This window comes from Paenibacillus sp. sgz302148, from assembly GCF_056120465.1.
This window is the reverse complement of record NZ_JBVYOJ010000013.1, coordinates 95356-119271: the sequence shown is the minus strand read 5'-3', so window position 1 is coordinate 119271 and position 23916 is coordinate 95356. Positions and strand designations below refer to the sequence as shown.

Annotated in this window: 19 protein-coding genes and 1 pseudogene; 14 read left to right on the top strand and 6 right to left on the bottom strand. The window is 49.0% G+C overall.

Annotated features, from left to right (window positions below; genetic code table 11):
• Positions 1–113: 113 nt before the first annotated feature.
• Positions 114–1352: an RNA polymerase sigma factor gene (locus AC0LWM_RS19950; protein WP_474676749.1), complete on the bottom strand. Its 1239-nt coding sequence runs from the start codon at positions 1350–1352 to the stop codon at positions 114–116.
• Positions 1353–1724: 372 nt separating this feature from the next.
• Here AC0LWM_RS19950 and AC0LWM_RS19945 point away from each other — a divergent pair, with 372 nt between their 5' ends.
• The 3 genes from AC0LWM_RS19945 to AC0LWM_RS19935 all read left to right on the top strand — a co-directional run bounded on the left by AC0LWM_RS19945 (position 1725) and on the right by AC0LWM_RS19935 (position 3965).
• Positions 1725–2234, top strand: coding sequence for an NUDIX hydrolase (locus tag AC0LWM_RS19945; RefSeq protein WP_474676748.1), 510 nt, complete (start codon positions 1725–1727; stop codon positions 2232–2234).
• Positions 2235–2396: 162 nt separating this feature from the next.
• Positions 2397–2864, top strand: coding sequence for a GNAT family N-acetyltransferase (locus AC0LWM_RS19940; RefSeq protein ID WP_474676747.1), 468 nt, complete (start codon positions 2397–2399; stop codon positions 2862–2864).
• 27 nt (positions 2865–2891) lie between these two features.
• The gene (locus tag AC0LWM_RS19935) at positions 2892–3965 is read left to right on the top strand and encodes a DUF1835 domain-containing protein (protein WP_474676746.1); all 1074 of its coding nucleotides are present in this window, start codon (positions 2892–2894) and stop codon (positions 3963–3965) included.
• 431 nt (positions 3966–4396) lie between these two features.
• Here the strand turns inward: AC0LWM_RS19935 and AC0LWM_RS19930 are convergent.
• Both AC0LWM_RS19930 and AC0LWM_RS19925 read right to left on the bottom strand, forming a co-directional pair.
• Positions 4397–4633: pseudogene (locus AC0LWM_RS19930) on the bottom strand (IS110 family RNA-guided transposase); the annotation flags it as partial.
• Between the two features lie 202 nt (positions 4634–4835).
• Complete coding sequence (locus AC0LWM_RS19925) at positions 4836–6737, bottom strand: P-loop domain-containing protein (protein WP_474676745.1); 1902 nt, start codon at positions 6735–6737, stop codon at positions 4836–4838.
• 433 nt (positions 6738–7170) lie between these two features.
• Here AC0LWM_RS19925 and AC0LWM_RS19920 point away from each other — a divergent pair, with 433 nt between their 5' ends.
• Both AC0LWM_RS19920 and AC0LWM_RS19915 read left to right on the top strand, forming a co-directional pair.
• The gene (locus AC0LWM_RS19920) at positions 7171–7653 is read left to right on the top strand and encodes a DUF2975 domain-containing protein (protein WP_474676744.1); all 483 of its coding nucleotides are present in this window, start codon (positions 7171–7173) and stop codon (positions 7651–7653) included.
• Between the two features lie 10 nt (positions 7654–7663).
• Positions 7664–7882 (top strand): helix-turn-helix domain-containing protein, encoded by a 219-nt coding sequence (locus AC0LWM_RS19915; protein ID WP_474676743.1) that lies wholly within the window; start codon positions 7664–7666, stop codon positions 7880–7882.
• A 235-nt stretch (positions 7883–8117) separates the two neighbouring features.
• Here AC0LWM_RS19915 and AC0LWM_RS19910 read toward each other — a convergent pair whose 3' ends face one another.
• Together AC0LWM_RS19910 and AC0LWM_RS19905 are read right to left on the bottom strand one after the other, a co-directional pair.
• Entirely contained in the window at positions 8118–8450 is a 333-nt protein-coding gene (locus AC0LWM_RS19910; RefSeq protein WP_474676742.1) for a YnfA family protein, read from the bottom strand.
• A 24-nt stretch (positions 8451–8474) separates the two neighbouring features.
• On the bottom strand, positions 8475–9362 hold the full coding sequence (locus AC0LWM_RS19905; RefSeq protein ID WP_474676741.1) for a LysR family transcriptional regulator: 888 nt from the start codon (positions 9360–9362) through the stop codon (positions 8475–8477).
• 112 nt (positions 9363–9474) lie between these two features.
• On the opposite strand from AC0LWM_RS19905, the gene AC0LWM_RS19900 reads away from it, so the two are divergent.
• The 7 genes from AC0LWM_RS19900 to AC0LWM_RS19870 all read left to right on the top strand — a co-directional run bounded on the left by AC0LWM_RS19900 (position 9475) and on the right by AC0LWM_RS19870 (position 20720).
• Entirely contained in the window at positions 9475–10872 is a 1398-nt protein-coding gene (locus AC0LWM_RS19900) for an MFS transporter (protein ID WP_474676740.1), read from the top strand.
• Positions 10873–11042: 170 nt separating this feature from the next.
• A complete protein-coding gene (locus AC0LWM_RS19895; protein WP_474676739.1) occupies positions 11043–11726 on the top strand; it encodes an ABC transporter ATP-binding protein in 684 nt (227 codons plus the stop codon).
• Positions 11723–14203: an FtsX-like permease family protein gene (locus AC0LWM_RS19890; RefSeq protein WP_474676738.1), complete on the top strand. Its 2481-nt coding sequence runs from the start codon at positions 11723–11725 to the stop codon at positions 14201–14203. Before AC0LWM_RS19895 ends, AC0LWM_RS19890 begins: the two co-directional genes overlap by 4 nt.
• Positions 14196–15032, top strand: coding sequence for a hypothetical protein (locus AC0LWM_RS19885; RefSeq protein WP_474676737.1), 837 nt, complete (start codon positions 14196–14198; stop codon positions 15030–15032). Before AC0LWM_RS19890 ends, AC0LWM_RS19885 begins: the two co-directional genes overlap by 8 nt.
• A gap of 209 nt (positions 15033–15241) precedes the next feature.
• Positions 15242–17026, top strand: a complete 1785-nt coding sequence (locus AC0LWM_RS19880; protein ID WP_474676736.1) for an ABC transporter ATP-binding protein — start codon at positions 15242–15244, stop codon at positions 17024–17026.
• A gap of 221 nt (positions 17027–17247) precedes the next feature.
• Positions 17248–19011 carry an ABC transporter ATP-binding protein gene (locus AC0LWM_RS19875; protein ID WP_474676735.1) on the top strand — a complete coding sequence of 588 codons (1764 nt, stop codon included), beginning with the start codon at positions 17248–17250 and terminating at the stop codon, positions 19009–19011.
• A complete protein-coding gene (locus AC0LWM_RS19870) occupies positions 19008–20720 on the top strand; it encodes an ABC transporter ATP-binding protein (protein WP_474676734.1) in 1713 nt (570 codons plus the stop codon). The genes AC0LWM_RS19875 and AC0LWM_RS19870 overlap by 4 nt, the downstream gene beginning before the upstream one ends.
• A 60-nt stretch (positions 20721–20780) precedes the next feature.
• Here AC0LWM_RS19870 and AC0LWM_RS19865 read toward each other — a convergent pair whose 3' ends face one another.
• Positions 20781–21371: a hypothetical protein gene (locus tag AC0LWM_RS19865; protein WP_474676733.1), complete on the bottom strand. Its 591-nt coding sequence runs from the start codon at positions 21369–21371 to the stop codon at positions 20781–20783.
• 228 nt (positions 21372–21599) lie between these two features.
• Between AC0LWM_RS19865 and AC0LWM_RS19860 the strand changes: the two genes are divergently transcribed.
• Positions 21600–21926 carry an ArsR/SmtB family transcription factor gene (locus tag AC0LWM_RS19860; protein WP_474676732.1) on the top strand — a complete coding sequence of 109 codons (327 nt, stop codon included), beginning with the start codon at positions 21600–21602 and terminating at the stop codon, positions 21924–21926.
• Between the two features lie 176 nt (positions 21927–22102).
• Positions 22103–23914, top strand: a complete 1812-nt coding sequence (locus tag AC0LWM_RS19855; protein WP_474676731.1) for a SulP family inorganic anion transporter — start codon at positions 22103–22105, stop codon at positions 23912–23914.
• The last annotated feature ends 2 nt before the right edge of the window (positions 23915–23916 follow it).

Here is a 23916-nt window from a genome sequence, read left to right as displayed (position 1 = left end):
ATAAGGCGGTACTAGATAGAACAATGTATAGTATACTGTTGAGCTAAGGGAGACCATAACAAAACCACCTTTTAGAAGGTGGTTTTGTTATGGTCAAATATCATTATTAAAGTTTAACATAGCCTAGATTTTAAATATTGCACCCACATCGCGTGCAGCTCAGCTTCCGATACCTGAAATGCGCCATGAAAATCAGTGGCATCGCGTATGAATTTGTTGAGCTCATCTGAACTGTAAGAATGGAGGAGAAATTCAACGATCAAATACGAGAATCCAAATCCCCCCATCCTCTCGAATTCCCACGTATCATTAGTTAATGCTTGAAAGCTAGGGACAGCCTCATTTCGAATCGCTTCGGAGGTGCTATACTTGATATATTCTTGCGACATTTGTTTGGCTTCATGTCCGCCAAGCCCATGAGTAAGCCATTTCGGTGCCAACGGATTAATATCCTTCACTAACCACATCGTAAACAAACTTATCGTGTGTCGTAGTACCGATTGGTACGTATGTTCAGGGCCTGGGTTCAGTGGGGATACGATTCTTATTTTGTTGTGTTCGTAGGTACCCATGAACCAGTTAGGCGCATCCGGTTCGCCTATTGCTTGGTGAAAAGTGGACAGATCTGGATAGATTTCGATAGTGATTTTCTGAGATGGTCGATGACGATAGGTTGTTAGAATTCGCTCTACATTGGATTTCAATTCCTCGAATAAGTCATGGTATACCTTATTCATACCATCATTCTTGGTGGAAGCCTCGTTCTTATCCACAATCGATATCAATTCTTTGATAGACATGATTGTAATGTCACCCCATTCTTTTAATGCTAATTTTAGTTTGTTTAATGCGCGGTAGAGTCTGTTCTTAACCGCGCTTTCAGGCATCCCGATGATTTTGGATATGTCCAATAGAGTGCAGTCGACGAAAAACCGCAATGATATGATTTGCTGATCTAACTCATTCAATTGGGCTAATGCAGCACTAATATCAAGACGGATATCAACATCTTTAACGATATCGAGGGAAATCGATTGGGACTGAAAATCAATAACTTCGTGCACTATTTCTTTATTTCGTGATCTTGTACGATACTCGTTTTTCACGATATTCTGCGCGATTTTGAATAGCCAAGTAAATATACTGGAGTTATGCTTAAACAAGTGGAAGTTTTCCATTGCTTTTAAAAAAGCTTGTTGCGTTAAGTCATCAGCAACTGCTGAATTTGTTTTTACTGCGATATATTTTCGAATTCTCTCCTGATATTGATTATAAATGTCTTCGAAATGCTGGATGTGTTCCTGCTCCTCCGGAAGAACAGGGATTTTCGTTTTGTCTTGAGCTCGTGACACCAGTAGTACCTCCTCCTGAACTTACAATTCATTAGACACCGAAGGGAGGTAAAAAGCCACATCATTTTTTAAAATAAATTTTCATGACGCCATCCTTCATCAAACGGATAAATGATAACAAGACCAGCGAGAGACAAAACAGAACCAATGAAAAGGTCACAGGAGTTAATCATGGAATTTGAAGAACAAGATTAGGGAGTGAATGCACTAACGGAGATACTTTAGCTAAATTACGATACAGCGGCAGCCGGCCAACGGTTGCAGTTTTCTCAACTACCGGGCAGTAATGCTCAATGGAAGTGCAGGAAAATTGTAGGGAATAACGAATTTCAAATAGATAATTACCATTATTTCAAAAAGGAGAGAGTGCAATTGTTTTTTGTCAATGCCCGTGCAATTGTAGAGCGTGAACGTGATGGGAAAACCGAAATTATAGTGCAAACTCGAAACAAGCCGAATCAACCGAAGCAACTGGAGTTGCCGGGAGGTGGGGTGGAGCAGTTCGAATCCTTAACAGTCGCGTTGCGCCGCGAGGTGAAGGAAGAAACCGGTCTCGATGTTACTTGGATTGAAGGAGAAGATACACGTATTGATACGGTAGGGATCAATCCGGATTATGCTGTCGAATGTATTCGGCCATTTGCCGCGTACCAGACCATTAAAGGAGGTATCGATTCAGTCGGTTATTATTTTATTTGCAGGGCAGAAGGTGATTTGCTCAAAGAAGGTGACAGTACGCAAAACCCCCGCTGGATTACCATAGACGAATTGGCGGAACGAATACATAACGATCCGGTGCAGTTTATTAACATCGACCTTGCTGCGATTACATTCTATTTAAAACACCGTGTAAATGTCCTGCCAGTCATCGAAACAAAATAGCCCATTCTACGCTAACGGGAAACAATAGTAAAAATTATTTATGATTGGAGCAGGCGCCGCGGCGACCTGCTCCAATTCGTGTTGAAGTGACGAGTAGGATACTTCCAATATCTATAGAATTAATATTGGAAATTAGAAAAGATTTTGTGGGGGGATTGGTTAGTGGAATTTAGAGAAATAACGTGGGACAACTTTATTGAATGTATTGAGCTGCAAGTTACAGAGGAACAGAAACGCTTTATTTCCTCCAACCAACATGCACTCGCAGAAGCTTATATTGCCTCAAAAGAAGGTCAGGTCATTATTACATTTGCGATTTATAAAGACGAGAAGATGGTCGGCTTTATAATGATGTATTATGACGATGGAAATGGCAATTTCGATTACAGCGGTTATGGAGTTTTTAAAATCATGATTGATGGGCGATATCAGGGCAAAGGGTATGGCAAAGAAGCCATGATAAAAGCTATAGAATTTTCTAGGGCATCTCCTTATGGAGAAGCGAGGGTCGTTGAACTTACATATAAACCAGAAAACTTAATTGCGAAAAATCTATATTCATCACTAGGTTTTGTTGAAACAGGGAATACCCACCCTTCTGGTGAAGTATACGCTGAGTTTGTCCTATAGTATTAAACGAGAGGCAGGTCACAGCTTTTGGAAAAGCACTTAGAAATAAGGAAGGCAATCCATAGACTTTCACTGCAAGAAGCGAAACAGCTTATTACGAACATCAAGTTACAACTGGATATGGTTGAAAGGGACAGTAATGCAAAAATAGATCTAAATAAAAACTTGAAGGACTTATACGAGAAGCTGCTAGTTCCTAATAATCGGATCTCGATATGGGAACCGAATAATGCTGCCACGAAAGTGCATATTGTTTTTGGTGATATTTTAACCGGGAGTTTGAAATATGTCATAAGGCAACTGGGAATTGAAAACACAAACAAGATGGTAAGTTTTCGAGATCAATTTTCTATGGGACCTCTATGGCGGCTTCATGAGGAAGATGGAAGAGCCCATAGAGTCGAATGGTTCAGAGACCACATCAACAATGGCGACGATGATGATGATTACGATACCTACCATCAAAGAATAATGGATCAAATAGACCATATTCCTGCTGAAGCATCCATTGTGATATGGAGCGGAAATAATGCCCACGAACAGATAGGGTTGCGGTATGCACTTTATTTGCTAAGGAAAAAACAAAATGAAATATTTGTTTTTAATGCCGTGGAAGCTTGCGAAAGAAGGTTTAATACTTCCGATCAACATATCAAATATATATTCGCGGGCGAAATCCCTCCGGAAAAACTTCAGAATGTTTTCGGAGAAATCGAGGACAACGAATCAATAGATTTCGAAACTAAAAAGTTAATGGAGCATGAATGGTTATCGCTTGCTAATCATCATAACGTGTTGCGTATTTGGGATGGAGAAAGGATCCAAAACGTCGATGAGAATTGTTTCGATTCCTATTTGCTGAAGACTATAGAGAAGCTACATGCCGACGGGTCGAATCGTGACTTTATTAAGGCTGGAAGAGTAATCGGCGAAGCGCTCGGACACTGCGATCATCACGTTGTTGATAGCTATTTTGAATACCGACTGAGACAGCTTATTTATAATCAGTCCTTGGAAATCAAAGGTGTACCAAGATCGATGAGGTCTTACAGCGTAAGGCGTATCTTCAATACTTCGTTAAGCTCCCTCGATATGATTTAGTTTTCTCACTCAGACTCATGAATTCGCAGGATTTCGCCTTTAGCTAGGTGTCAGATAAGAAGGAAGCAGAGGAGACGGTTGCTTGGTGTAACTCAAAAGGGCATGCAGGAACAAAGGCGAGAAGCACATCGCCTAATTTGTTCCATATTCTGCACGTCTCCATGTCGCCCCCAGCGATTTTCACTCCCATGTCTCAACGGGTCAAGCCCTATCATTCCTTCGTCACATCTAACTAAGGGGTGGAGGTCGGTTTTTCTAACGGAACGGGTCCGAGCCCTTTTGCGTAACGTCTTCCGATACTCCGCGCTTCTTGTCATCCTGCGAATGCATCAACTGGTGAAATAACGCTCTTAAGCCGCTTGCGGAAACACTTTAGCTGAACTGTATGCTTCGTTGCTCTTTGCTAGACTGACGAGCATTCGAGCCACTTTACCGACGATGACTTTGCTTAGCTTGAAGGACTTGAGCAGATCTCGAATCCAGCGGCCGAACAGCTGAAATCCCTCGTCGTGGTTGCCAAATTCCAGCGGCGATCCCAGAGCAATTCCCCGAAAGCTAACCGCACGGGCGACGTGACTCTCCTGGGCAGTATCCACCCCGACAACAAGATGGGATGAGGAAATGTTTTCAATGAGTTGATTTTGTTTGTCTTGAGCTTTAAACTTCATAGTAGAGCGACCTCCTGGATGGGCTTTTTGAGGCAATGACCTCGTGTGCAACCCCATCGTACCGAGGCGCTCGTTTTTGTGCAAAGAGCGAATTATTCATTTTACAGGAATTCTAACGGGTTCGGATTTTTACTTTGGCTTGAATATTGAACAATGCGCTCTGTGATAAATGTTGTCCACAAAGCGCATTACGTTTTACCGCTTATTTGATTTTCTGTGTAGCTGACCAAGTTACGCGGCGCATACGATTTATGGCAGCGCGCAACTCAAATTCACGAGGTAAGTCCAGGAAACGGTTCATTGTTGTAAAAAAGCCCGAATCGACTATATTGATACCCTCTTGTTCGATTTGTGCGTATAACTTACCCACGCACTCGGCAACATCAATCTCACGCGAGGTCATTTTGCGAGTAAGACCACGCATTGCAAGCGCAAGAGTTTCAAGTTCGTTGCCATCATCAGCTCCGCGTGCCAAGAACCGAAGCATAAAAGCAAGAGCATCCACTTGCGCCGCTGTTGCGATATCGTGCAGTGCGCGAACGTCAATACGTTCATCACCAATAACGATGAAGCCTGTATCGGATACCTCAAGCCTTTCGGAGCCGCTTCCTTCAGGATATGACGTGAAACGGCTCGTTAAAGCTCTCCGAGTTGTCCAGTCTGCGCTGCTCGGCGGCTTTGATATTTCTGGCGAGATACTTTTTGCTCGCAAAGTCGCATCATGAATTACGAAGTCATCCATCATGTAGATTTTATCCGCAACAGAAAGATATTCGCCGCTTCCGCCGATTACCAATATTGTTGACACGCCGCTCACCGATAGTTCGCGTACACGGTCGGTAAACGGTGTAATCGGCTCTTTTTCAATAAGCTCTTTCATTAGCGCGTCACGAATCATAAAATTAGTCGCACTTCTATCCTCATCAATAAGAAGAAGCGTTGAGCCACAATCTACAGCCTCCATTATATTTGCGGCTTGTGATGTAGAGCCGGAAGCGTGAGCTGTTGAAAAAACTTTGGTGTTGCCGCTGGGAAGCCACTTTATGAACGGCGAGATATTCAAGTTTGAAACAGCGCGTCCATCTTCCGCTGTTATCGTAACGGCGCTGTTATCGGTTATGCACAACTCACGCCCATCGCCCGCAACGTGGTTGTATATTCCAGCCGAAACGGCATTAAGTATAGTGGATTTGCCGGAATATCCGCCACCGGTAATAACCGTTACACCATGCCGAATCCCCATACCACGCACACCAGCAATTTCGATTTCGTCCTCGGTTGTACTCTGGAACGGCAGCGCTTCCTTCATTGGCAATGCAGTACCTTTCTCTCTTGCCAGTATGCTTCCATTGGCGATGAACGCACAATAATTTTCCTCACGCAAAAATTTACGAATCGAGTTTTGCTTTGCTTCGAGCGCGAGTGCTGAACGCAACCCTTCGCTATCAAATTCGCGGACGAACCGCTCCGTTTCATCGGGCAAATGACCCACAAGCATTTTCCGCATTCTCTTGAGTTTACCGTGTGGAAGTTGTATTTCAATCCGAACACAGATGCACATCTTATCCGGCAGCGGGTCGATAAATTTTGTCACAATAATCCCCGCACCTCGCCCGTTCTCATAATCCTTCGCCGGGCGCAAAGCAAAATATGCCGCATTGCGAGCAAGAACCTCTCCGCCGGGCGAGTAGATATAAAATTTTCCGTTATCGCTGTCCGGACGGGCTTTGTTTGCGTATTCGGTATTTACTTTTTCAAAATAAGACGCGATTCTGCGTAGGCAAAAATCAGCGGCGGCGGGAGTAAAATCCGTAATGCCGAGGCGCTCTACGGGAATCGCTATTGTGACTGTAGGACGGTCAAGAGCCATACGGTTTGTGCGCTCAAAAGTATATGAAATACCATTGCGCCAATAGACAGGCTCGCGCCGTATTTCCAAGCGGTCAGAGTTAAGCACTTCGCCGCAGGGCTTGAGGTATGTTACTGCGCACTCACCATCGTAAATTTCTTTTTGCACAGGACTACCGTCCGCAACAACCGTATAACGAAATGTAGTTGTGTTGTTGTCCGTGATTTGGTTGAGATACCATAAAAGTCTTTTCAATATTTTCTCCCTCTTGGGGTGGACAAAATAAAACGCCGCTGATAAAATCAGCGGCGCGAAAAGACAAAGTTAACGTATGAGTAACGTTAAAAAGTCAATGCGGACAAAATGATTTTATCAGTTAAATGTTTAATTGGCATTTTCATTTTGTCCACCTCTTTTCAAATTTTTTGAAACAGCTGTTACTGAAAATATAATAACTTGTAGTTATGTGAAATACAAGAAGGATTTTTTTATGATCTCAATAGTACAAATTAATGATTCAACCAACGAAGAACGATAGTGAAATGGAGCAGGCACCGCGGCGACTTGCTCCATTTCGTTGAAGCAAAGGGCACCATTAACAATATAATAAAAAACGATACAAATTTATTGTTAAACAATAAATTGTGTGTTAGAGTCATTATATAATTAAATTAGCGAGGTGCTCTTTATGAAACGGGGAACAACACTCTTTTTGAAGATAGCTGATATTCTTATTGGAATCCCAGTTCTTGCATTGTGCATATTTTTGGTGCCTAAGATCGGGAATTTTGCTGGAGAATCGTATCCGGATATTGCTTATATGAGATCTCTCGTTTTGATCGATATGTACGCGGCAGCAATACCTTTTTACTTTGCTCTGTATCAAGCTTTTAAACTTTTAAGCTATATTGATAAGAACCAAGCGTTCTCGGAATTATCCGTAAAGGCTTTAAAGAATATAAAATACTGTGCCATCACAATCAGTACCTTGTACCTGCTAGGTATGCCACTCTACTATCTCATGGCGAGGAAAGTTGACCCTCCAAGTTTCATGCCAATCGGATTGGTCATTATTTTCGCCTCTATGGTGATCGCCGTTTTCGCTGCTGTTCTCCAAAGACTTTTACAAGAAGCAATTCATATAAAATCAGAAAATGATTTAACGATCTGAGGTGAATATCATGGCGATTATCATCAATGTTGATGTGATGTTGGCAAAAAGGAAAATGAGCGTAACAGAACTTTCGGAGAGGGTTGGAATTACTATGGCGAATCTTTCCATTCTGAAAAATGGGAAAGCAAAAGCGGTTCGTTTTTCAACATTAGGAGCGATATGTAAGACTTTGGATTGTCAGCCGGGTGATATTTTGGAGTACAAAAGCGACGAAGACACTGAATAAAAACAGACAAACAAATTTATTTAATAACGAGCAACGAGAGCTCAATAAACAACTAGCAAAGGCTGCCGGCAGATCGATCCGGCAGCCTTTGCTCTGATAAAATAGCACAACTATAAGTTCTTGTCCTTTAACGATATATTTCTTGTTACTGTAGGGTAGCCTTACTCCAGGCGCCGCGGCGACCTGCTCCAATTCGTTGAAGTAAAGGGCAGGACAGTAGAAAATAAAGGAGAAATTATGATCCTCCTCTAGGCGCCCATAATATGATAGAGACACCGACGATACAAACGGCGGCTCCTAACCAGTCGTACAGATCGGGCGTTTTTTTATCAACAAGCCATCCCCACAATACCGCCAGCACCACAAAAACGCCGCCGTAAGCAGCATAGACTCGCCCGAAGGATGGGAAGCTTTGAAGAGTTGGAATGATGCCGTACAAAATAAGGATCAGGCTGCCAAGCGCCCCATACCAAAGAGGTCTTGATTCTCGTAACCATAACCAAACCAAGTACCCCCCGCCTATTTCTGCGAGACCAGCCAGCACGAAAACGAATATTGCCATCAGCATAAAAATCCCCCTAACAAAGCATGATTAATCCGCTCGTTTGGATATCGCCTCAAAATATTCCACAACGACCTCGCGGAATTCCAGAGCGGCCCGCGAAATGTACCGGCTCTTGTGCCATAATAAGGCGATCTCACGTACCCATTCGTGATTCTCTATTTGGAGATAATGGATATGTTCCCGCGAATTCCTTGCCGTGCTTGGTATGAAGGCCAGGCCAATTTCGGCTTCCACTAGAGCGCTTAGTCTTGCAGGTTCATCTCCCTCATACACATACTTGGGTACAAATCCAGCCGATTGGCATTTGGAGTCTACGAAATCGCGAGTACCGTAGCCTTTTTTTACACCGACAAACCATTCATCCCTTAGTTCTGTCAAGGATACGCTGCTTCGGTTCGCCAGCCGATGCCCCTTGGGAACCGCTACGAGGATAGGGTCAATGAATACGATTTGACATTCAATGTCATCCTCTTGGACAGGAGGCGAAGATAAACACAAATCGACCTCTCCTCGATGAAGGAGCGTAACCATTTCCTGCATACTTAGCATTTGCACATGAAATTGGACATAAGGCCGCTTTTTCCGAAACTCTCGAAGGATATTAGGTAACGTACTTGCCGTGGTCACCGCCAATTCGAGTGTGCCGTGTTCCGGGCTGGACCAATCGCGAATCTCCTGCTTCCCCTGTTCCAATTCAAACAAAGCCCTTTCCGCACGGCGAAGGAATCTGTTTCCGAACTCATTCAATCGCAGCTTCCGCCCTGTTCGATCGAATAGAGGGGCCCCTAAATCCTCTTCTAGGCGCCCGATCGTTTTGCTTAGCGAAGATTGAGTCACGTGCAGACTTCGTGCGGCTTCGGTCATATGCTCCAATCGAGCTACCGCGAGAAAATATTGCAGTTGAAGAAGCTCCATGTCGCAACCCCCATTCATTCCTTCAAATCAATGAAATCATAACATAAAATGCGTTGGAGTAAATAGGAGGTCTCGAGTAAGATATCATTATACTACGCTAGGGGGGCCCCAGATGAATGCTCGTAGCAGGTGGTTGATGATATCCGTTGGACTAGGGATATTATTAAACCCGTTAAATTCTTCGATGATTGCTGTTGCCATTGCAAGGCTGCAACATGTGTACCGCCTTGATTTTACCGTTGTTTCCTGGATTATTTTTTCTTTCTACATTGCGAGCGCAATCGCTCAACCCGTCATGGGCAAGGCCAGCGATTTATTCGGCCGCAGGAAAATATTTCTTGCCGGTCTGGTTGTATCCTTCGTTTCTTCTTTACTAGCTCCATTATCGCCGAATTTTGGGTGGCTTATCGTATCCCGCATCGTGCAATCGATCGGTACAAGCATGATGGTTGCGGTTGGAATGGCGATTGTACGAATTCATATTACGGAGAAACAAGCGACTGCGCTGTCCGTTTTGTCGATTTTCCTATCCGGGGCAGCGGCAATCGGCCCATTTGCCGGCGGGGTCTTGATTCAGTGGTGGGACTGGACGGCGATCTTTATCGTCAACATTCCGTTCGTGGCGGCGAGCTTTCTATTAGCTTGGAGGATGATTCCTAAGGACGAACCGACAGCATCCGTTACACGCCACATGTCCTTTCGTAAATGGTTGGGTTTGATTGACGCGTCTGGGATCCTGCTCTTCACGGTGGGTCTGGTCGCCCTGCTCGTTAGCTTATTGTCAGCAAAGTCATCCGGGCATGTCTCGTTATGGAATATCATGGTTGGGTTGATCGGCCTCGTGGCGCTGTGGGCTTTCGTACGGCACGAGTTAAAAACGACGTCGCCCTTTATTCCTCTGCGCACTTTCGCCCAATATCCCGCCATGACTTGGGTCAATGTCCAATTCATGCTGGTTAACTTGCTTTTTTACGCTCTCTTTTTCGGGCTTCCGTCTTACTTGCAAATGGTTCGCCATGTCAGCGAGTTCCATACAGGGATTCTAATGCTAACCTTAGGCTTAAGCTCGCTTGTTGCTTCTCCCATTGCAGGACGATGGATCGATAAATCCGGACCCAGGCCCGCATTGCTTGTATCCGCAGTACTGATGACACTAGGTTCCGTGTGGATCGTGACATTGACCGAAACTTCACCGGTGATCAGCGTGAGCTTGGCGTTAGCCGCATTCGGGATTAGCAACGGGCTGAACGCGGTCGGCATGCAAGCGGCTTTGTTTCGAAGTACTCCAAAAGAAATTACCGGTGTAGCATCCGGACTATTCAATACATCGAGATATCTAGGCACCATTTTATCTTCGTTGTTGACCGGCATCATCATGGGAGGTGCGTTCAGCTTCGCTGGATTTCGACTGCTTGGGGTAATCCTCACGGTCGTTGCATTGGCCCTGGTGTTTATGAATATGCGGCTCCGGGATTCAGGGCAATTGGAAAAGTCGAATGCAGGCAAGTAAACAAATGAACACGTGAAAAGAAAATCCGGCCACCGCGGCATTGCGCGGTGGCCGCAAATTTTTGCGGGCATAGGTTCATCGTTTGCGCGTTGGCCGGATCGTTTTCACCTTAGAATAGCTTCATACCGATCGACAAATTTTCACTAACCATAGAGAGGAAGATATGTTTCATGATCAAGCTGAGCAAAGTATCCAAAGTGTTCGCTTTGGAAGCGGGCAATTACACCGCCTTGAAGGAAAACGATATCCATATTAAAAAAGGGGAGTTCATCGCCATCATGGGACCGAGCGGCTCCGGCAAAAGCACGCTGCTGCAATTGATCGGCGGCCTGGATCTGCCGACCTCGGGCGATGTCGTTGTCGACGGCGTGCGGTTGAACGACCTCAATGAGAAGCAGCTGACATTGTTCCGCCGAACGAGAATCGGCTTCGTGTTTCAAAATTATCAGCTGCTGCCGATGATGACCGTGGCGGAGAACGTCGGCCTATCTTTGTCGGCCAATAAGGCTCCGTCGTCGGAGATCGAGGCAAGGGTCAAGCAGCTGCTGCGTGATGTCAATCTGGAGGGAAAAGAGTCGCATTTCCCTTCGCAGCTAAGCGGAGGCATGCAGCAGCGCGTAGCGATCGCAAGGGCGCTGGCGATGAAGCCGGGGCTGATTTTGGCCGATGAGCCGACGGGAAACCTGGACCAAACGAACGGAGAAGGCGTGCTTAAGCTGTTGTCACGGTTGAACAAGGAAGACGGCATTACGGTCGTGATGGTCACCCATGACCGCCAGGCCGCGGAAACGGCGGACCGAATCATTATGATCCGCGACGGCGAAGTCGTTCGCGAAGGAGGGGCAGGACGTTGAATATTTGGCAAATCGCATGGCGCAACTTGATGCGTCGCAAGCTTCGAACGCTGCTCACCTTGCTGTCGATCGTCATCGGCGTGGCGTCCACCTTCGCGGTGACCGCTTCCGTCGATACGGCGAAGCGGACATTTCCGCTGTATTTGCAAGCGGCGTTCGGCAAAGCCGATTACCTTATTTCCGGTACGGAGGCTTATATGCCGGAAGCCATACTCCAGGATGCCGAAAAACTGAACGATACGGCCGCGATCGCCGTGTTAAAGCAAAATACGAAGCTGCATCTGGAGCAAGAAGGGATTTCCGGCATCCAGAAAAGAGTGGAGCTGAGCGGGTACAGCAAGATGGATACGCCGCTGACCAACTTCAAAGTGGTCGAAGGCAGCTTGACGGGGAGCGGGGCCGTAATTACGGACCGAACGGCCAAGGCATGGAACACCAAAGTGGGCGATACGATTTCATTCGATACGTCGCAGGGAACGAAATCGATCCAAGTGTCGGCCATCATAAAATATACGGTTGAGCTAATGGGCCCTTCCGGCTGGATGATGGCGAAGTACCATCATTGGGCTGTTGCCGTACCGCTCTCCGTTTTGCAGGACTGGTTCGGACTGGACGGCAAAATTCAGACCGTGCACATCAAAGCACTGCATGATTCCAGCCGGGGTGAAATGGAGCGGCAGGCGGACGAGCTGATCAAACATTACGGCAACATGTACATGCAGCCGGTTTTGGTCGATTTCGGCTCCGTCAGCCAATCGGGGACGTTTTTTATGGCGCTTTATTTGGCCGGATTTCTGGGCATCGTCCTTAGCGGCTTTATCATTTTCAATACACTGTACGTCAGCGTCAAAGAACGGAAGCAGGAATTTGCCGTGCTCAAGACGATCGGGTATTTGCCTGAGCAGCTGCGGGCTGTTGTCCTGCGCGAGGTATTCCTGTTGTCGATCGCGGGAACCATCATCGGTTTATTATTTGGTTACGGCTTCGCGAACCTTCTGACCAACCTAATCTATAAGGTGTTCAGCATCTACGAAGAAAGCAGCAGCATGGTGCTCGTTCAAGGTTTGGCAGTTGCCGTATTGGCCGGTTTGCTCGTTCCGTTCGTGGCGGCACTGGTCCCGATTCGCCAGGTCGGCAAGACCAGCGTAATCGAGGTGCTCAAGGAGAACCGCACCGAGACGTCTTCCCGCAAGTGGTGGCTTGTGATCCTCGGTGTGCTGCTGATCGTCTCGAGCTTCTTCATCAAGCATTTGCTCCTGATCGTACCGTTACTGCTAGGGATCGCGCTTGTTTATCCGACCCTGTTTACATGGTTTATATTCCTGTTGCGGCCGGTATATCGAGTGTTGTTCGGATTCAGCGGCCAAATCGCCGCAAGCAATTTGAGACGAAATCTGGCCCGAACGTCGATGACCTCGGTCATTCTTTGCTGGGGCATCGCGATGGTCGTGATGATGAGCTCGATCAACTCGTCCTTTGTTCAGTCTTACGAAAAAGTCGTTTATTCCTCCTACGGAGGAAATTTGGATATCCACTTCCACCACACGGAGAAAACGGATGTGGAACAATTGAAACAAATTCAAGGCGTCGCCGACGCCAAGCCGTACGGGCTCTATTCCGCGGTTTGGTCTTTGAACGGCCAGCAGCGCAAGCTTCCGGTGTTCGGGGTAGGGGAGTGGGTCGACCGATTCCCGCTGTTCGTTTCGGACGAATCACGCAGTGAATTGATTCGTCGTCTGGGTCAAGATGAAATCGTCCTGGACAAAGCCGCTTACGAGTCCTGGGGAGGCAAGCTTGGGGAAAGCATTGAGCTTGCGACGCTCAAGGGCAACAGAACGTTTAAGGTCGTTGCCCTTGTCAGCACGATGAAAAACGGAGGTTACGGCGCTTTCATGAAGGAAGAAGCGTTCAGGGAAAACTTCGGTCTGAAATACGACAAGAACGTGTTGATCGTCAAAGACCAGGCGACTTCCCCGCTGCAGCTCCGTGAAAATATTTTCGGCCGATTCGGGGAAAGGACCGAGACGATGTTCGGCCCCGAAGACATCGTTTCGATGGTGGGCTCCATGTATACCGGGTCGTTCAGCGTCGTCAACGGTCTGATCATTTTATCGATTATTATTTCGGCCATCGGAATTACGAATACGCTGTTGATCAACATTATGGAGCGGATTCGCGAGCTTGGGATGATGCGTGCGGTCGGGGTGTCGCGCAGGCAAGTGATCGGCATGGTCAATCTGGAGGGCTTCGGCATCGGGATTGCGGCTACCGTAATCGGCTGTCTGTTCGGCATAGCGTTGATCTATCTCACCTCGACGTTTCTTGAGATTAACTCGCTCGCCTACCAGTTCGGCGTATCGTGGATCATCATTGCAGCCATCGGCTTGTTCGGCATCGCGATCAGCTTGATCGCAAGCTTCACGCCAGCTTCGAGAGCGGCCAAAACCCGGTTAAGCGAGGCGCTTCGATATGAATAAAAAAACGATTTGGATTGTCATGGCGATGATGCTGATGTTGATGCTGATGCTGATGCTGTCCGCTTGCGGAACCGAGAAGTCATGGGAGAACGAACAAGTGACACCCGTCAGCCAAAGGATTTTATCCGACGATGTTGGGGCACTCTGGAAGGTAGAGGGCGACCCGGCATCCGGATCGGGCGGAACGGCCGGCAAACAGCTCATTCGCGTTGAGATCAAGAAAAAGGATGGCGGGCGGATCGACAAATTCGACACGAATCACGAGAAGCTGCTGCATTTGATGGTCATTAGCAAGGATTTGTCTTACTTCAACCATATCCATCCCGAGTATAAAGGCAATGGCGTATTCGAAATCGAGAACGACTTCCCCGCGGGCGGCGAATACCGGCTGATCGCCGATTTCAAGCCGGCCGGCGGCGATGCCATGACGAAGATGGAGTGGGTTCGGATCGATGGAGAAAGCGCCAAGCCGATCCCGGTCGTCCCGGACGCGAGTTTGGACAAAACTGTGGACGGGATTCGGGTTAAGCTTGCTATCGATCCGCTGGCGGCGAACAAAGAGCTGACGCTGACGTTTTCCATCCGCGATGAAAAAACGGGGCAACCGATCACCGACCTGCAGCCTTATTTAGGAGCCATCGGGCACGTCGTCGTCTTGACGGAGGACGGAGAGCAGTATGTGCACGTGCATGCGGACGAAGGTCAAGGCACGGGACCGGATGCGGTTTTCGAGACGTCGTTCCCGAAGAGCGGCATCTATAAAATATGGGGACAATTCCAAAGAAACAACCGCGTCTTTACGGTTTCTTATGTTGTAAATGTTCCATAGCAATGTTTGAGGCCCCTTGGCCCAATATCGAAAGGACGTTGACAAGGTCTGATCGGTTACCGGCTGCGGGGCTTTCTGCGTCTAATCAAACTTTGCGCGGAGGCCGCAATTTTTTGCGTTGCGGTGTCTATCGTTTGCGCGCTGCGGATTCTCCTTTCACGATAAGATGATTTCAGGCCGATACGGCGAGCGAGAAAGGGGTCTTTCATTTGAGCGTATTTCGAAGCTTTTTGCCTTATGCGAAGAAGGAGAGTAAGCAGTATTTATTAGGATTCGCCGGGAGCTTGTTCCGGTTTCTAATACCGCTGTCGATCCCGCTTGTGATCAAATATTTGTTCGACGGCCTGCTGCAGAACGAGGCATTGTCCCGGGCCGACAAGCTTGAGCAGCTGCTGTTCATCGTCGGAGCGATGCTTGCCGTATTATTCCTCGTTCGCGGGCCGATGGAATACGTCAGGCAATATTTCATGAACAAGGGCAATAACAACATCATCAAAGCGCTGCGCAAAGACGCGTTCAACAAAGTATACGCGCTGGACGCCCAATATTTCGCGAATAACAAGAGCGGAGAGATCGGCACAAGATTTTTCGACGATATCGAAAAAATAAGAGGCTTCATGACGGCCGTTTTCTCCAACGTCTGGATTGAAACGATCGTACTCTTCTTTGTCGTCGTCGTGATGCTGACTTTGAACCTGAAATTGACGCTGCTCGCCGTATTGCTCACCGGCATTCAATTTGCGCTCGCCCACCTGCTTTCCAAGAAGCTGAAAAAAACGACGCGCCAAATGATGAGCTACCGAACCGTGTTAACCGGTTTTATTTTCGAAAAAATCCAAGGCAGCTTCTTATCCAAGCTGTTCTCCTCGGAAAAAAAGGACCAACAGGAGCTGGACCGTCACCTCGAGCGCTACGAGAAACTAACGGATAAGCAAGCCGTCATCAACGCGATTTCCTTGGCTTGCGTGAACGTCCTGAGCGATGCGACCCCTTTTATCGTCGTCGCCGTCGGAAGTGTCTTCGTCATCGACGGAAGCCTGACCTTAGGAAGTCTGATCGCCTTTTTCGCTTATGTGGACCGGATGAGAAGTCCGATTAGCGCGCTGGTTCAAGCGTTCCCGACGATCACCGAAGGCAGCGTCGCGCTGCAGAGGGTGTTCGATTTTCTCGCCACGCCGTCATCCATCCGGGAAATCGAAAGACCGGTGCAGCTAACGAAATTTGCGGATTCCATCCAGTTTCGTCGCGTGTCGTTCGCTTACGAGGGGCGCGATGAAGTGCTCAAGGATCTTTCCTTCCGCATCGAAAAAGGCAAAACGTACGCGTTCGTCGGAGGCAGCGGCGGCGGCAAAAGCACGGTGCTGCAGCTGTTGACGCGGATGTACGATGCAGGCCGGGGCAAAGTGCTCGTCGACGGCGTGAACATCCGGAACTATTCGCTGGCAAGCCTCAGAGAGCAAATGGGCATCGTGACGCAGGACAGCTTTTTGTACAGCTCGTCGGTAAAGGACAACATCCGGATGGCGAAGCTTGACGCGACGGATGAAGAAATCGAAGCGGCGGCGAAGCAAGCTTTTGCCCATGAGTTCATCAGCTCGTTATCGAAGGGCTACGATACGGAAATCGGCGAGAGAGGCATCAAGCTGTCGGGTGGCCAGAAGCAGCGGATCGCGCTGGCGCGCGTGTTCTTGAAGGATCCGGACATTATTCTGCTCGATGAAGCGACCAGCGCGCTGGATAACGAAAGCGAAAAGCTTGTGCAGCAGTCCATCGATCAAATCAAGCGGGACAAAACGATTGTTATGGTGGCGCACCGGCTCTCCACGGTGCTTGATGCCGATACGATCTTCGTGATGAAAGAAGGAAGGATCGTCGAAAGCGGCAGCCATCATAGCTTGCTGGAGTTAGGCGGCTATTATAAAGAATTGTATGCCAAGCAAGAGTCCGGAGATCACATATTCCCGTCTCCATACGCGGTGAAGAGCGCAGGCTAACGAATAACATCGGAAAAAACAAATATAACAAAGTCTCGGCAATTGACGCTCGATCCTTATTCCGTTACAGTTGTATTGTCTTTCATCTACCCTGAAACGAGGCTTACGTATGTTTATTCACCTCCTGTTTGCAAAGTTAAGGTAATCTGCATTTCAACGAACCTGCCAAGGTTTATTTGAGCTGCATGCTTCTAACCCTACTTTCAAACGGAGGTTTTTCTATGCCCAAATTTCGAGACTCACGGCCTTTTTCTGCCCTTGTGCCCCTTTACAAGATAACCGCCCCTCATAAAAAATGGCTCGTTTCTTGCCTGCTGTTGTCCGTCGCATCCGCATCAGCGGCTCTTGTGCTCACTTCTTTCACCCAACAACTCGTAACCCAGGCGGTGGGCGGCGATTTAACGCCAAGTACGGCTTTATTGTTCGTGCTGGTTGTGGCGGCATCCGCTCTGTTCGGAGGCTTGTCCGGCATGGCTTCCGGAAGGCTCGGAGCTTACACGGGGCGTGACATTAAGCGCGATGTAGCGGCGAAATTGATGAACGCCGATTACCGGACCGTTCAGGCTACATCGTCAGGCGATGCGATTTCCATCATGAATAGCGATTGCATACAAATTTCTTCTTTTTTATCTAGCGATATGTTCTCCCTTGTCACGCAGATGTTGACCGCCGGTTGTGCATTCGGATATCTTCTGATGCTTCATCCGTGGCTCGGACTGGTTACTTTCGCTTACACGCCGATGGGGATGTTCCTCGCGGGCCGAATCAACCGCCGCATGAACGCCCTCTATCCGATTTCCTCCGAACAGAAAGGGGAGGCGCTGACGGCCGTAGAGCAGGCGCTGGCCTCGCTTCCCGTCATCAAGTCGTTTGCCATGGAACGCCGCATGACGGCGAAGCTGGATGTTACGTTCGAACGGTTATACGAAACCGACAAACGGATTAAATTTTGGGATGCGCTGCTCCAGCCCGCTTGCCTTTCCGTTGCCAATACGCCGAACCTTGTTTTTATGATCGTTGGCGGCTTATTGGCTGTAGAAGGACGGCTCGGGTTGGGGGAGTTCATCGCCATGACGCAGCTGCTCAGCTACATTATTCCTCCGACGGTGATGCTGCCTTTTATGCTGAATAACCTCAATCGGTCCGCAGCATCTTTGCAAAGAATCCATAACGTGCTAAACCTACCGGTGGTAGAGGATAAAACTGAACCGCCGGCTTCGGAACCTGATCGCGGCCATCCCTCGATCGCCGTCGAGAATTTGGCGTTTGCGTTCCACCCAGCGGCTGCCGTGCTCCAAGGCGTCTCTTTTACAGTGCAAGGACCGGGCATGACGGCGATTGTCGGAGGAAGCGGAAGCGGCAAAACAACGCTATTATCGCTGCTGTCCGGATTGTATCGTCCGGATCAAGGAAGCATTCGGATGAACGGGCAGGATACGTCGCATCTGAGCCAAAGCAGCCTTAGCGGCTGGTTTTCCGTTGTGCCGCAGGACATTCATCTGTTCTCCGCTTCCATCCTCGATAATCTTCGTGTAGGCAAAGAAGATGCGGAGGACGACGAGCTCGTTGCTGCGGCCAAGGAAGCGGGAGTTTACGAGTTTGCGATTCAGAAGGAACAAGGTCTGGATACCCTCATTGGCGACGGCGGATCCGCGATGTCGGGAGGCCAAGCGCAGAAGTTAGGTCTGGCAAGAGCTTATTTGAAAAATGCTCCGATCTGGCTGCTGGACGAACCGACTTCAGCTCTCGACGGAGCTTCCGAGGAGCGGCTGCACAACCTGCTGTGCGAGATAGCGGCAACCCGAACCGTATTCGTTGCGGCGCACCGCGTCTCTACGATTCGGCTTGCGGACCGGATTTTGTTCATGCAGGACGGAACGATTGCCGGGGATGGCACTTGGGATGAACTGCAGTCGAACGCCGACTTTATGAGAACGATCCTCGCGGCGAACGCGCCGGAAGGAACCGAGGAGGTGGCCGTATGAACAAGCCGCGTAAGCAGCGTTCCCTGCGCGGCTCTCTGAGCCGCACTTATAAACTAGGGGTCTTGCGCCGCAGCCTGGAGCTTATGAGCAAGAGAAAGTCCGTTTATTTAAGTTTCCTCGGCATGTGTCTGGCTTCAAGCGTAGTAGGTGTCGTGATTGGGCCTATCATGAACAAACGGGTTATCAATGCGATTGAATTTGCCGACGGTTCGCTTTTTGATCGCGTGTTATTCTGGATGATCGTTTCGACGTTGTTGTTTTGGATCGCATCGCCGATTGCGACCTATGCCGCGGCTTGGGCGAGCAAACAGGCGATGTTCCGGATTCGCAGCAGGCTGTCGGCGCATCTTTTGAAGCTGCCGTATCGTTATTACGATGAGCATTCGAAGGGGGAGGCGCTCTCTCATTTGTCGAACGACCTCGATTGCTTGGAGCAGATCTATGACGGGCAATTATACAAAACGCTTGAAAATTTCTGCATCGGATTTACCGGTCTTGTCATGCTGTTTGTCATCGACTGGAGACTCGCCATCGTTGCTTCGCTTCTCGGAGCGGGCTCGACTTGGGTAGCGGGCCGGTACAGCGCGCCGCTCGGGCGGATCGGCGAACGGTTGCAGCAGCATGCCGGGCAAACGACCACCGTATTTCTGGACATTCTGAAAGGAATGCGCACGGTGAAGCTATATAACCTTGGTGCTCTTATGGGCAACAAGCTCGCGAAAACGACAAAGCACGAAACCGAGTGCCAGCTGGCGCTTTCCGATCGGCAAGCGCAAATGAACGGCTTCGTTGGCATCATCAACGGACTATCCACCTTCGGCATATTGATCGTCGGCGCGTTTATGGTCCAGGAAGGGCTGACGGACTGGGGCTCGGTGGTCGTTGTCTCTACGCTGCAGTTTGCGACCGGTGATTTATTCTCGCTCTTTCCGATGAGTTTGGCGGGGATGCAGTCCTCCTTAGCCGGTGTCGAGCGATTGTTGAAGCTGCTTGATGAACCTGAGGAAGTTCCCCGGGATGATAAATATGCACTCTGTTCGGAAGCCTCCCCGCGTTCAGCTTTGGAAATGAGCCATGTATCTTTCGGTTACCGGAGCGACGAACCGATCCTAAAAGATGTATCATTTACGCTGAACAAAGGAGAGGTTACGGCTCTAGTCGGGAAGAGCGGCGGCGGAAAATCGACGCTAGCCATGCTGCTGCTTCGGCTGTACAGCCCGAGTGACGGCAAAATAACCATCTTCGGCAAAGAAGCGGGAGCCGATATGGCGTCATGGAGGGCATGCATCGCCTATGTTCCGCAGAATCCGCGGCTCTTCCGGGGGACGATTGCCGAGAACATTGCGATCGGCAATGAAGATGCGGCGCCCCATGAGATTGAAGCCGCGGCTCGGGCAGCCGAAATTCACGACTATATCGACAGCTTGCCGGAGAAGTACCAAACGCCTCTTTCTGACGATGGAGGGAACCTCTCGGGCGGTCAGCGGCAGCGAATTGCCATAGCAAGAGCTCTGGTCAAGAAGGCGGATATTTTGCTGCTGGATGAGCTGACTTCCGCATTGGACGGCGAGAGCGAGGCGAAAATCATGCAAACGATCCGCCGCCTAGCCGGTCAGCATACCGTGCTCGTTATAGCTCATCGCGAGGCCGTTCTGGAATACGCCGACAAGGTGTTCAAATTGGAAGCGGGAGCGATCGTTCCGGCGTAAACGGAAACAAGGGACTGCCGCACGGCAGTCCCTTGTTGGGTTGCATGCCTGGCCTGGTCTCTACAGCTGCTCAATCGCCGCTCGAAAACGGCGGAAATCCTTCGTGAGCGATTTCAGTTTCTTCTCGACCGTTCTTCGGATTTCCGAATCGGAATAGTCCCCAAGACGATCGACATACCGGTCCAGTTTCTCTTTCAGCTCCGGCAGCCAGAACGGATCACGCAGCGGCTTCAGCTCTTTCAAATCCTCCGCGAATGCTTCGGATACAAAGCGGAGATCGGGTGATTCCAGCCATTGGCTGACTGGAATATAGTCGGGGGTATAGTCTTCCCTGTATGACCGTCCCGGGATTTGCTCCCAGAAGCGTTCCCATTCCCCGAGCAGGCCGGCTTCGTAATAAATATACTTCAGAAACCCGCATAGCCAAGCCGTGCAGCTCGTATTCCGTTCTTGACAACCGACGCCGTGTTTCAACGATTGACAGCCCAAGCAACAGGAACCGCCGCTAGGAATACAAACTTGACATATATGATCCGCCCCTATCCCATGGAGAAAGGCAAGGCCGGCCTCGATGACTTTTTGTTTGGCCGTATAATCTTCTATGACCGATAAATCCTGCGGATTCGCCGGGGGTTGGGGATTCACAGACATGATGTCCACCTTTCCTGCTCATAAGCCTCTTTTTATTAACGTTCATATATTTGATTATTTGAATATAAAAACATTATACCTGCTATCGCTTTTTTTACCAGAATAGAATTATAAGTTTTCCGAAGATAACGCAGTGGCTTTGAATAGAAGCTTTTCTTACAAAGGGCTTGTTAGATGTGGTATTCTATTTGATATATGCAAATGTTCGAAGGTAAGGGGAATCGTTCCATGAATCGTGAAATTCAGCAGTTCAAGGCGGAATTTTTCAAGGCGCTGGCCCATCCGATGCGGATTCGGATACTTGAGGTGTTGTCCGAGGGGGACAAAAACGTCAACGAGCTTCAAGCCATCTTGGGAAGCGAAGGTTCGGCCGTGTCGCAGCAGCTTGCGGTGCTCCGCAATAAGAACGTCGTGAGCGGGATCAAGGAGGGGACGTCGGTCATTTATTCGCTGAGGGACCCGCTGATCAAAGATCTACTCGAGGTCGCCCGGCGCATCTTCGACAATCATCTCGTAGATGCCATCTCGCTATTGGAAACGATGAGAAATGAATAACAACGGCCAAATAACAAGGGAAATCTTGAATTCAAACAAGAACCCTTGTTTTTATTTATTTGGGGGCGTAATTTGAACGAATTGAGCAAGGATTCGTTGATTGACAGCGGACGACGGGCGGGTGTATATTTCCCTTATATTCAAATAATCAAATATATGAAAAAAGAAGGGTTTATATGAAATGGTCGGGGAGATTTGAAGGATACAACCTCCAAGCGTTGCGCAGAGACCTTGTTGCGGGGCTGATTGTTGGCGTCGTTGCCATTCCGCTCGCGATGTCTTTTGCCATCGCATCCGGCGTGAAGCCTCAATTCGGAATCTATACCACCATCATCGCAGGGTTCCTCATCTCCATGCTTGGCGGGTCCAAGTTTCAAATCGGCGGTCCGACCGGAGCGTTCGTGCCGATTTTGTTGGCGATTGTTTTGCAATACGGCTATGACAAATTGCTCCTCGCAGGCATGCTCGCGGGGATTATTCTTGTTCTGATGGGGATATTCAAGCTCGGTATGCTCATTCAATTCATTCCGCGGCCGGTGACGATCGGGTTTACGTCCGGGATCGCGGTCATCATTTTCTCCGGCCAAATCGCGAATTTCTTGGGACTTGAGCATATCAAGCGTCATGAAGACTTTATCTCCAATATGCGGGAAATCATAACTCACCTAACTACGCTGAATGTGTACAGCGTCATCACCGCGGTGATCGGCCTCATCGTCTTGATCGTTGTTCCGAAAATGTTCCCGAAGCTCCCGGCATCGTTAGTCGGGCTTATCGTTTCGACGCTCGTCGCGACGCTGTTTTTCAGCGGGAAAGTAGCCACCATCGGTTCGACCTACGGCGCGATTCCGGATACGCTTCCCGCCTTCGCCTTCCCGCATCTTTCGCTTGAAACGATCAACCAGCTTTTGCCGTCCGCTTTTGTTATCGCGATGCTCGGCGGAATCGAATCGCTGCTGTCAGCCGTCGTCGCCGACGGCATGTCAGGCGGCAGGCACGACAGCAACCGCGAGCTGATCGGGCAAGGGATTGCCAACATAGCCGCCCCCCTGTTCGGCGGAATTCCCGCCACCGGCGCAATTGCGCGCACGGCGACGAACATTAAGAACGGCGCCGCCTCTCCGGTTTCGGGCATGGTGCACGCACTCGTCGTTTTGCTCGTCTTGGTCTTGTTTGCGCCGCTCGCTTCGGCCATTCCGTTAGCCAGCATGGCGCCTATACTTATGATGGTCGCTTGGAACATGAGCGAGCGGAGACATTTTGCCCACGTGCTCCGAACGAAAACGAGCGATTCGGTCATTCTGGTCATCACGTTCCTGCTTACGGTGTTGACGAATTTGACGACAGCCGTTGAGGTAGGGCTGCTCCTTGCCGTTATCCTATTTGTGAAACGAATGCGGGATAGCCTGGCGGTTACGAAGGTTTTGCCCGATCCGTCCATGAAGAACGAGAAAGTAAAGCCTTATATGGTGAAGGAAGGCCACGACTGTCCCCAAGTCGGCATTTATACAATTGAAGGGCCTCTATTCTTCGGTGCGGCCCATTCGTTCGAGAGATCCATCATGGAAACACTGCGGGTGCCTCCGAGAATACTGCTGCTTCGTATGGGGAAAGTTCCTTTCATCGACGCGACCGGTGAAGCGAACCTTGCCCAGATCGTGAAGCATTTGAACGATGCCGGCTGCAGCATACTGATATCGGGCATTCAACCTCAGCCGAAAGCCTATTTGAAGAAAACCGGGTTGGACCTGAAGATCGGGGAAGAGCGCTTCTTCGATCATACCGGCGATGCTATCACGTATGCGCTAGGTCATCTTGATCTCAACCGATGCTTGGGCTGCAAGCATTTCGCTTTTCGAGAATGCGCCGCGTTATCTTCCGGTACCGGACAACAACAAGCGATGGACCGGCTTCAAGCTGCCGAGCAAGCTTCTCGAGATCTGGAAATCCGCTCCAAGGCTCGGGTAGAGGGCATCTCTGCGGACTGAAA

Excerpts from the sequence above, each read along its gene's own strand:
- AC0LWM_RS19920 (WP_474676744.1), top strand. The coding sequence starts at position 7,171 with ATGAAACGGGGAACAACACTCTTTTTGAAGATAGCTGATATTCTTATT.
- AC0LWM_RS19915 (WP_474676743.1), top strand. The coding sequence starts at position 7,664 with ATGGCGATTATCATCAATGTTGATGTGATGTTGGCAAAAAGGAAAATG.
- AC0LWM_RS19910 (WP_474676742.1), bottom strand. The coding sequence starts at position 8,450 with ATGCTGATGGCAATATTCGTTTTCGTGCTGGCTGGTCTCGCAGAAATA.
- AC0LWM_RS19905 (WP_474676741.1), bottom strand. The coding sequence starts at position 9,362 with ATGGAGCTTCTTCAACTGCAATATTTTCTCGCGGTAGCTCGATTGGAG.
- AC0LWM_RS19900 (WP_474676740.1), top strand. The coding sequence starts at position 9,475 with ATGAATGCTCGTAGCAGGTGGTTGATGATATCCGTTGGACTAGGGATA.
- AC0LWM_RS19895 (WP_474676739.1), top strand. The coding sequence starts at position 11,043 with ATGATCAAGCTGAGCAAAGTATCCAAAGTGTTCGCTTTGGAAGCGGGC.
- AC0LWM_RS19885 (WP_474676737.1), top strand. The coding sequence starts at position 14,196 with ATGAATAAAAAAACGATTTGGATTGTCATGGCGATGATGCTGATGTTG.
- AC0LWM_RS19875 (WP_474676735.1), top strand. The coding sequence starts at position 17,248 with ATGCCCAAATTTCGAGACTCACGGCCTTTTTCTGCCCTTGTGCCCCTT.
- AC0LWM_RS19870 (WP_474676734.1), top strand. The coding sequence starts at position 19,008 with ATGAACAAGCCGCGTAAGCAGCGTTCCCTGCGCGGCTCTCTGAGCCGC.
- AC0LWM_RS19865 (WP_474676733.1), bottom strand. The coding sequence starts at position 21,371 with ATGTCTGTGAATCCCCAACCCCCGGCGAATCCGCAGGATTTATCGGTC.
- AC0LWM_RS19860 (WP_474676732.1), top strand. The coding sequence starts at position 21,600 with ATGAATCGTGAAATTCAGCAGTTCAAGGCGGAATTTTTCAAGGCGCTG.
- AC0LWM_RS19855 (WP_474676731.1), top strand. The coding sequence starts at position 22,103 with ATGAAATGGTCGGGGAGATTTGAAGGATACAACCTCCAAGCGTTGCGC.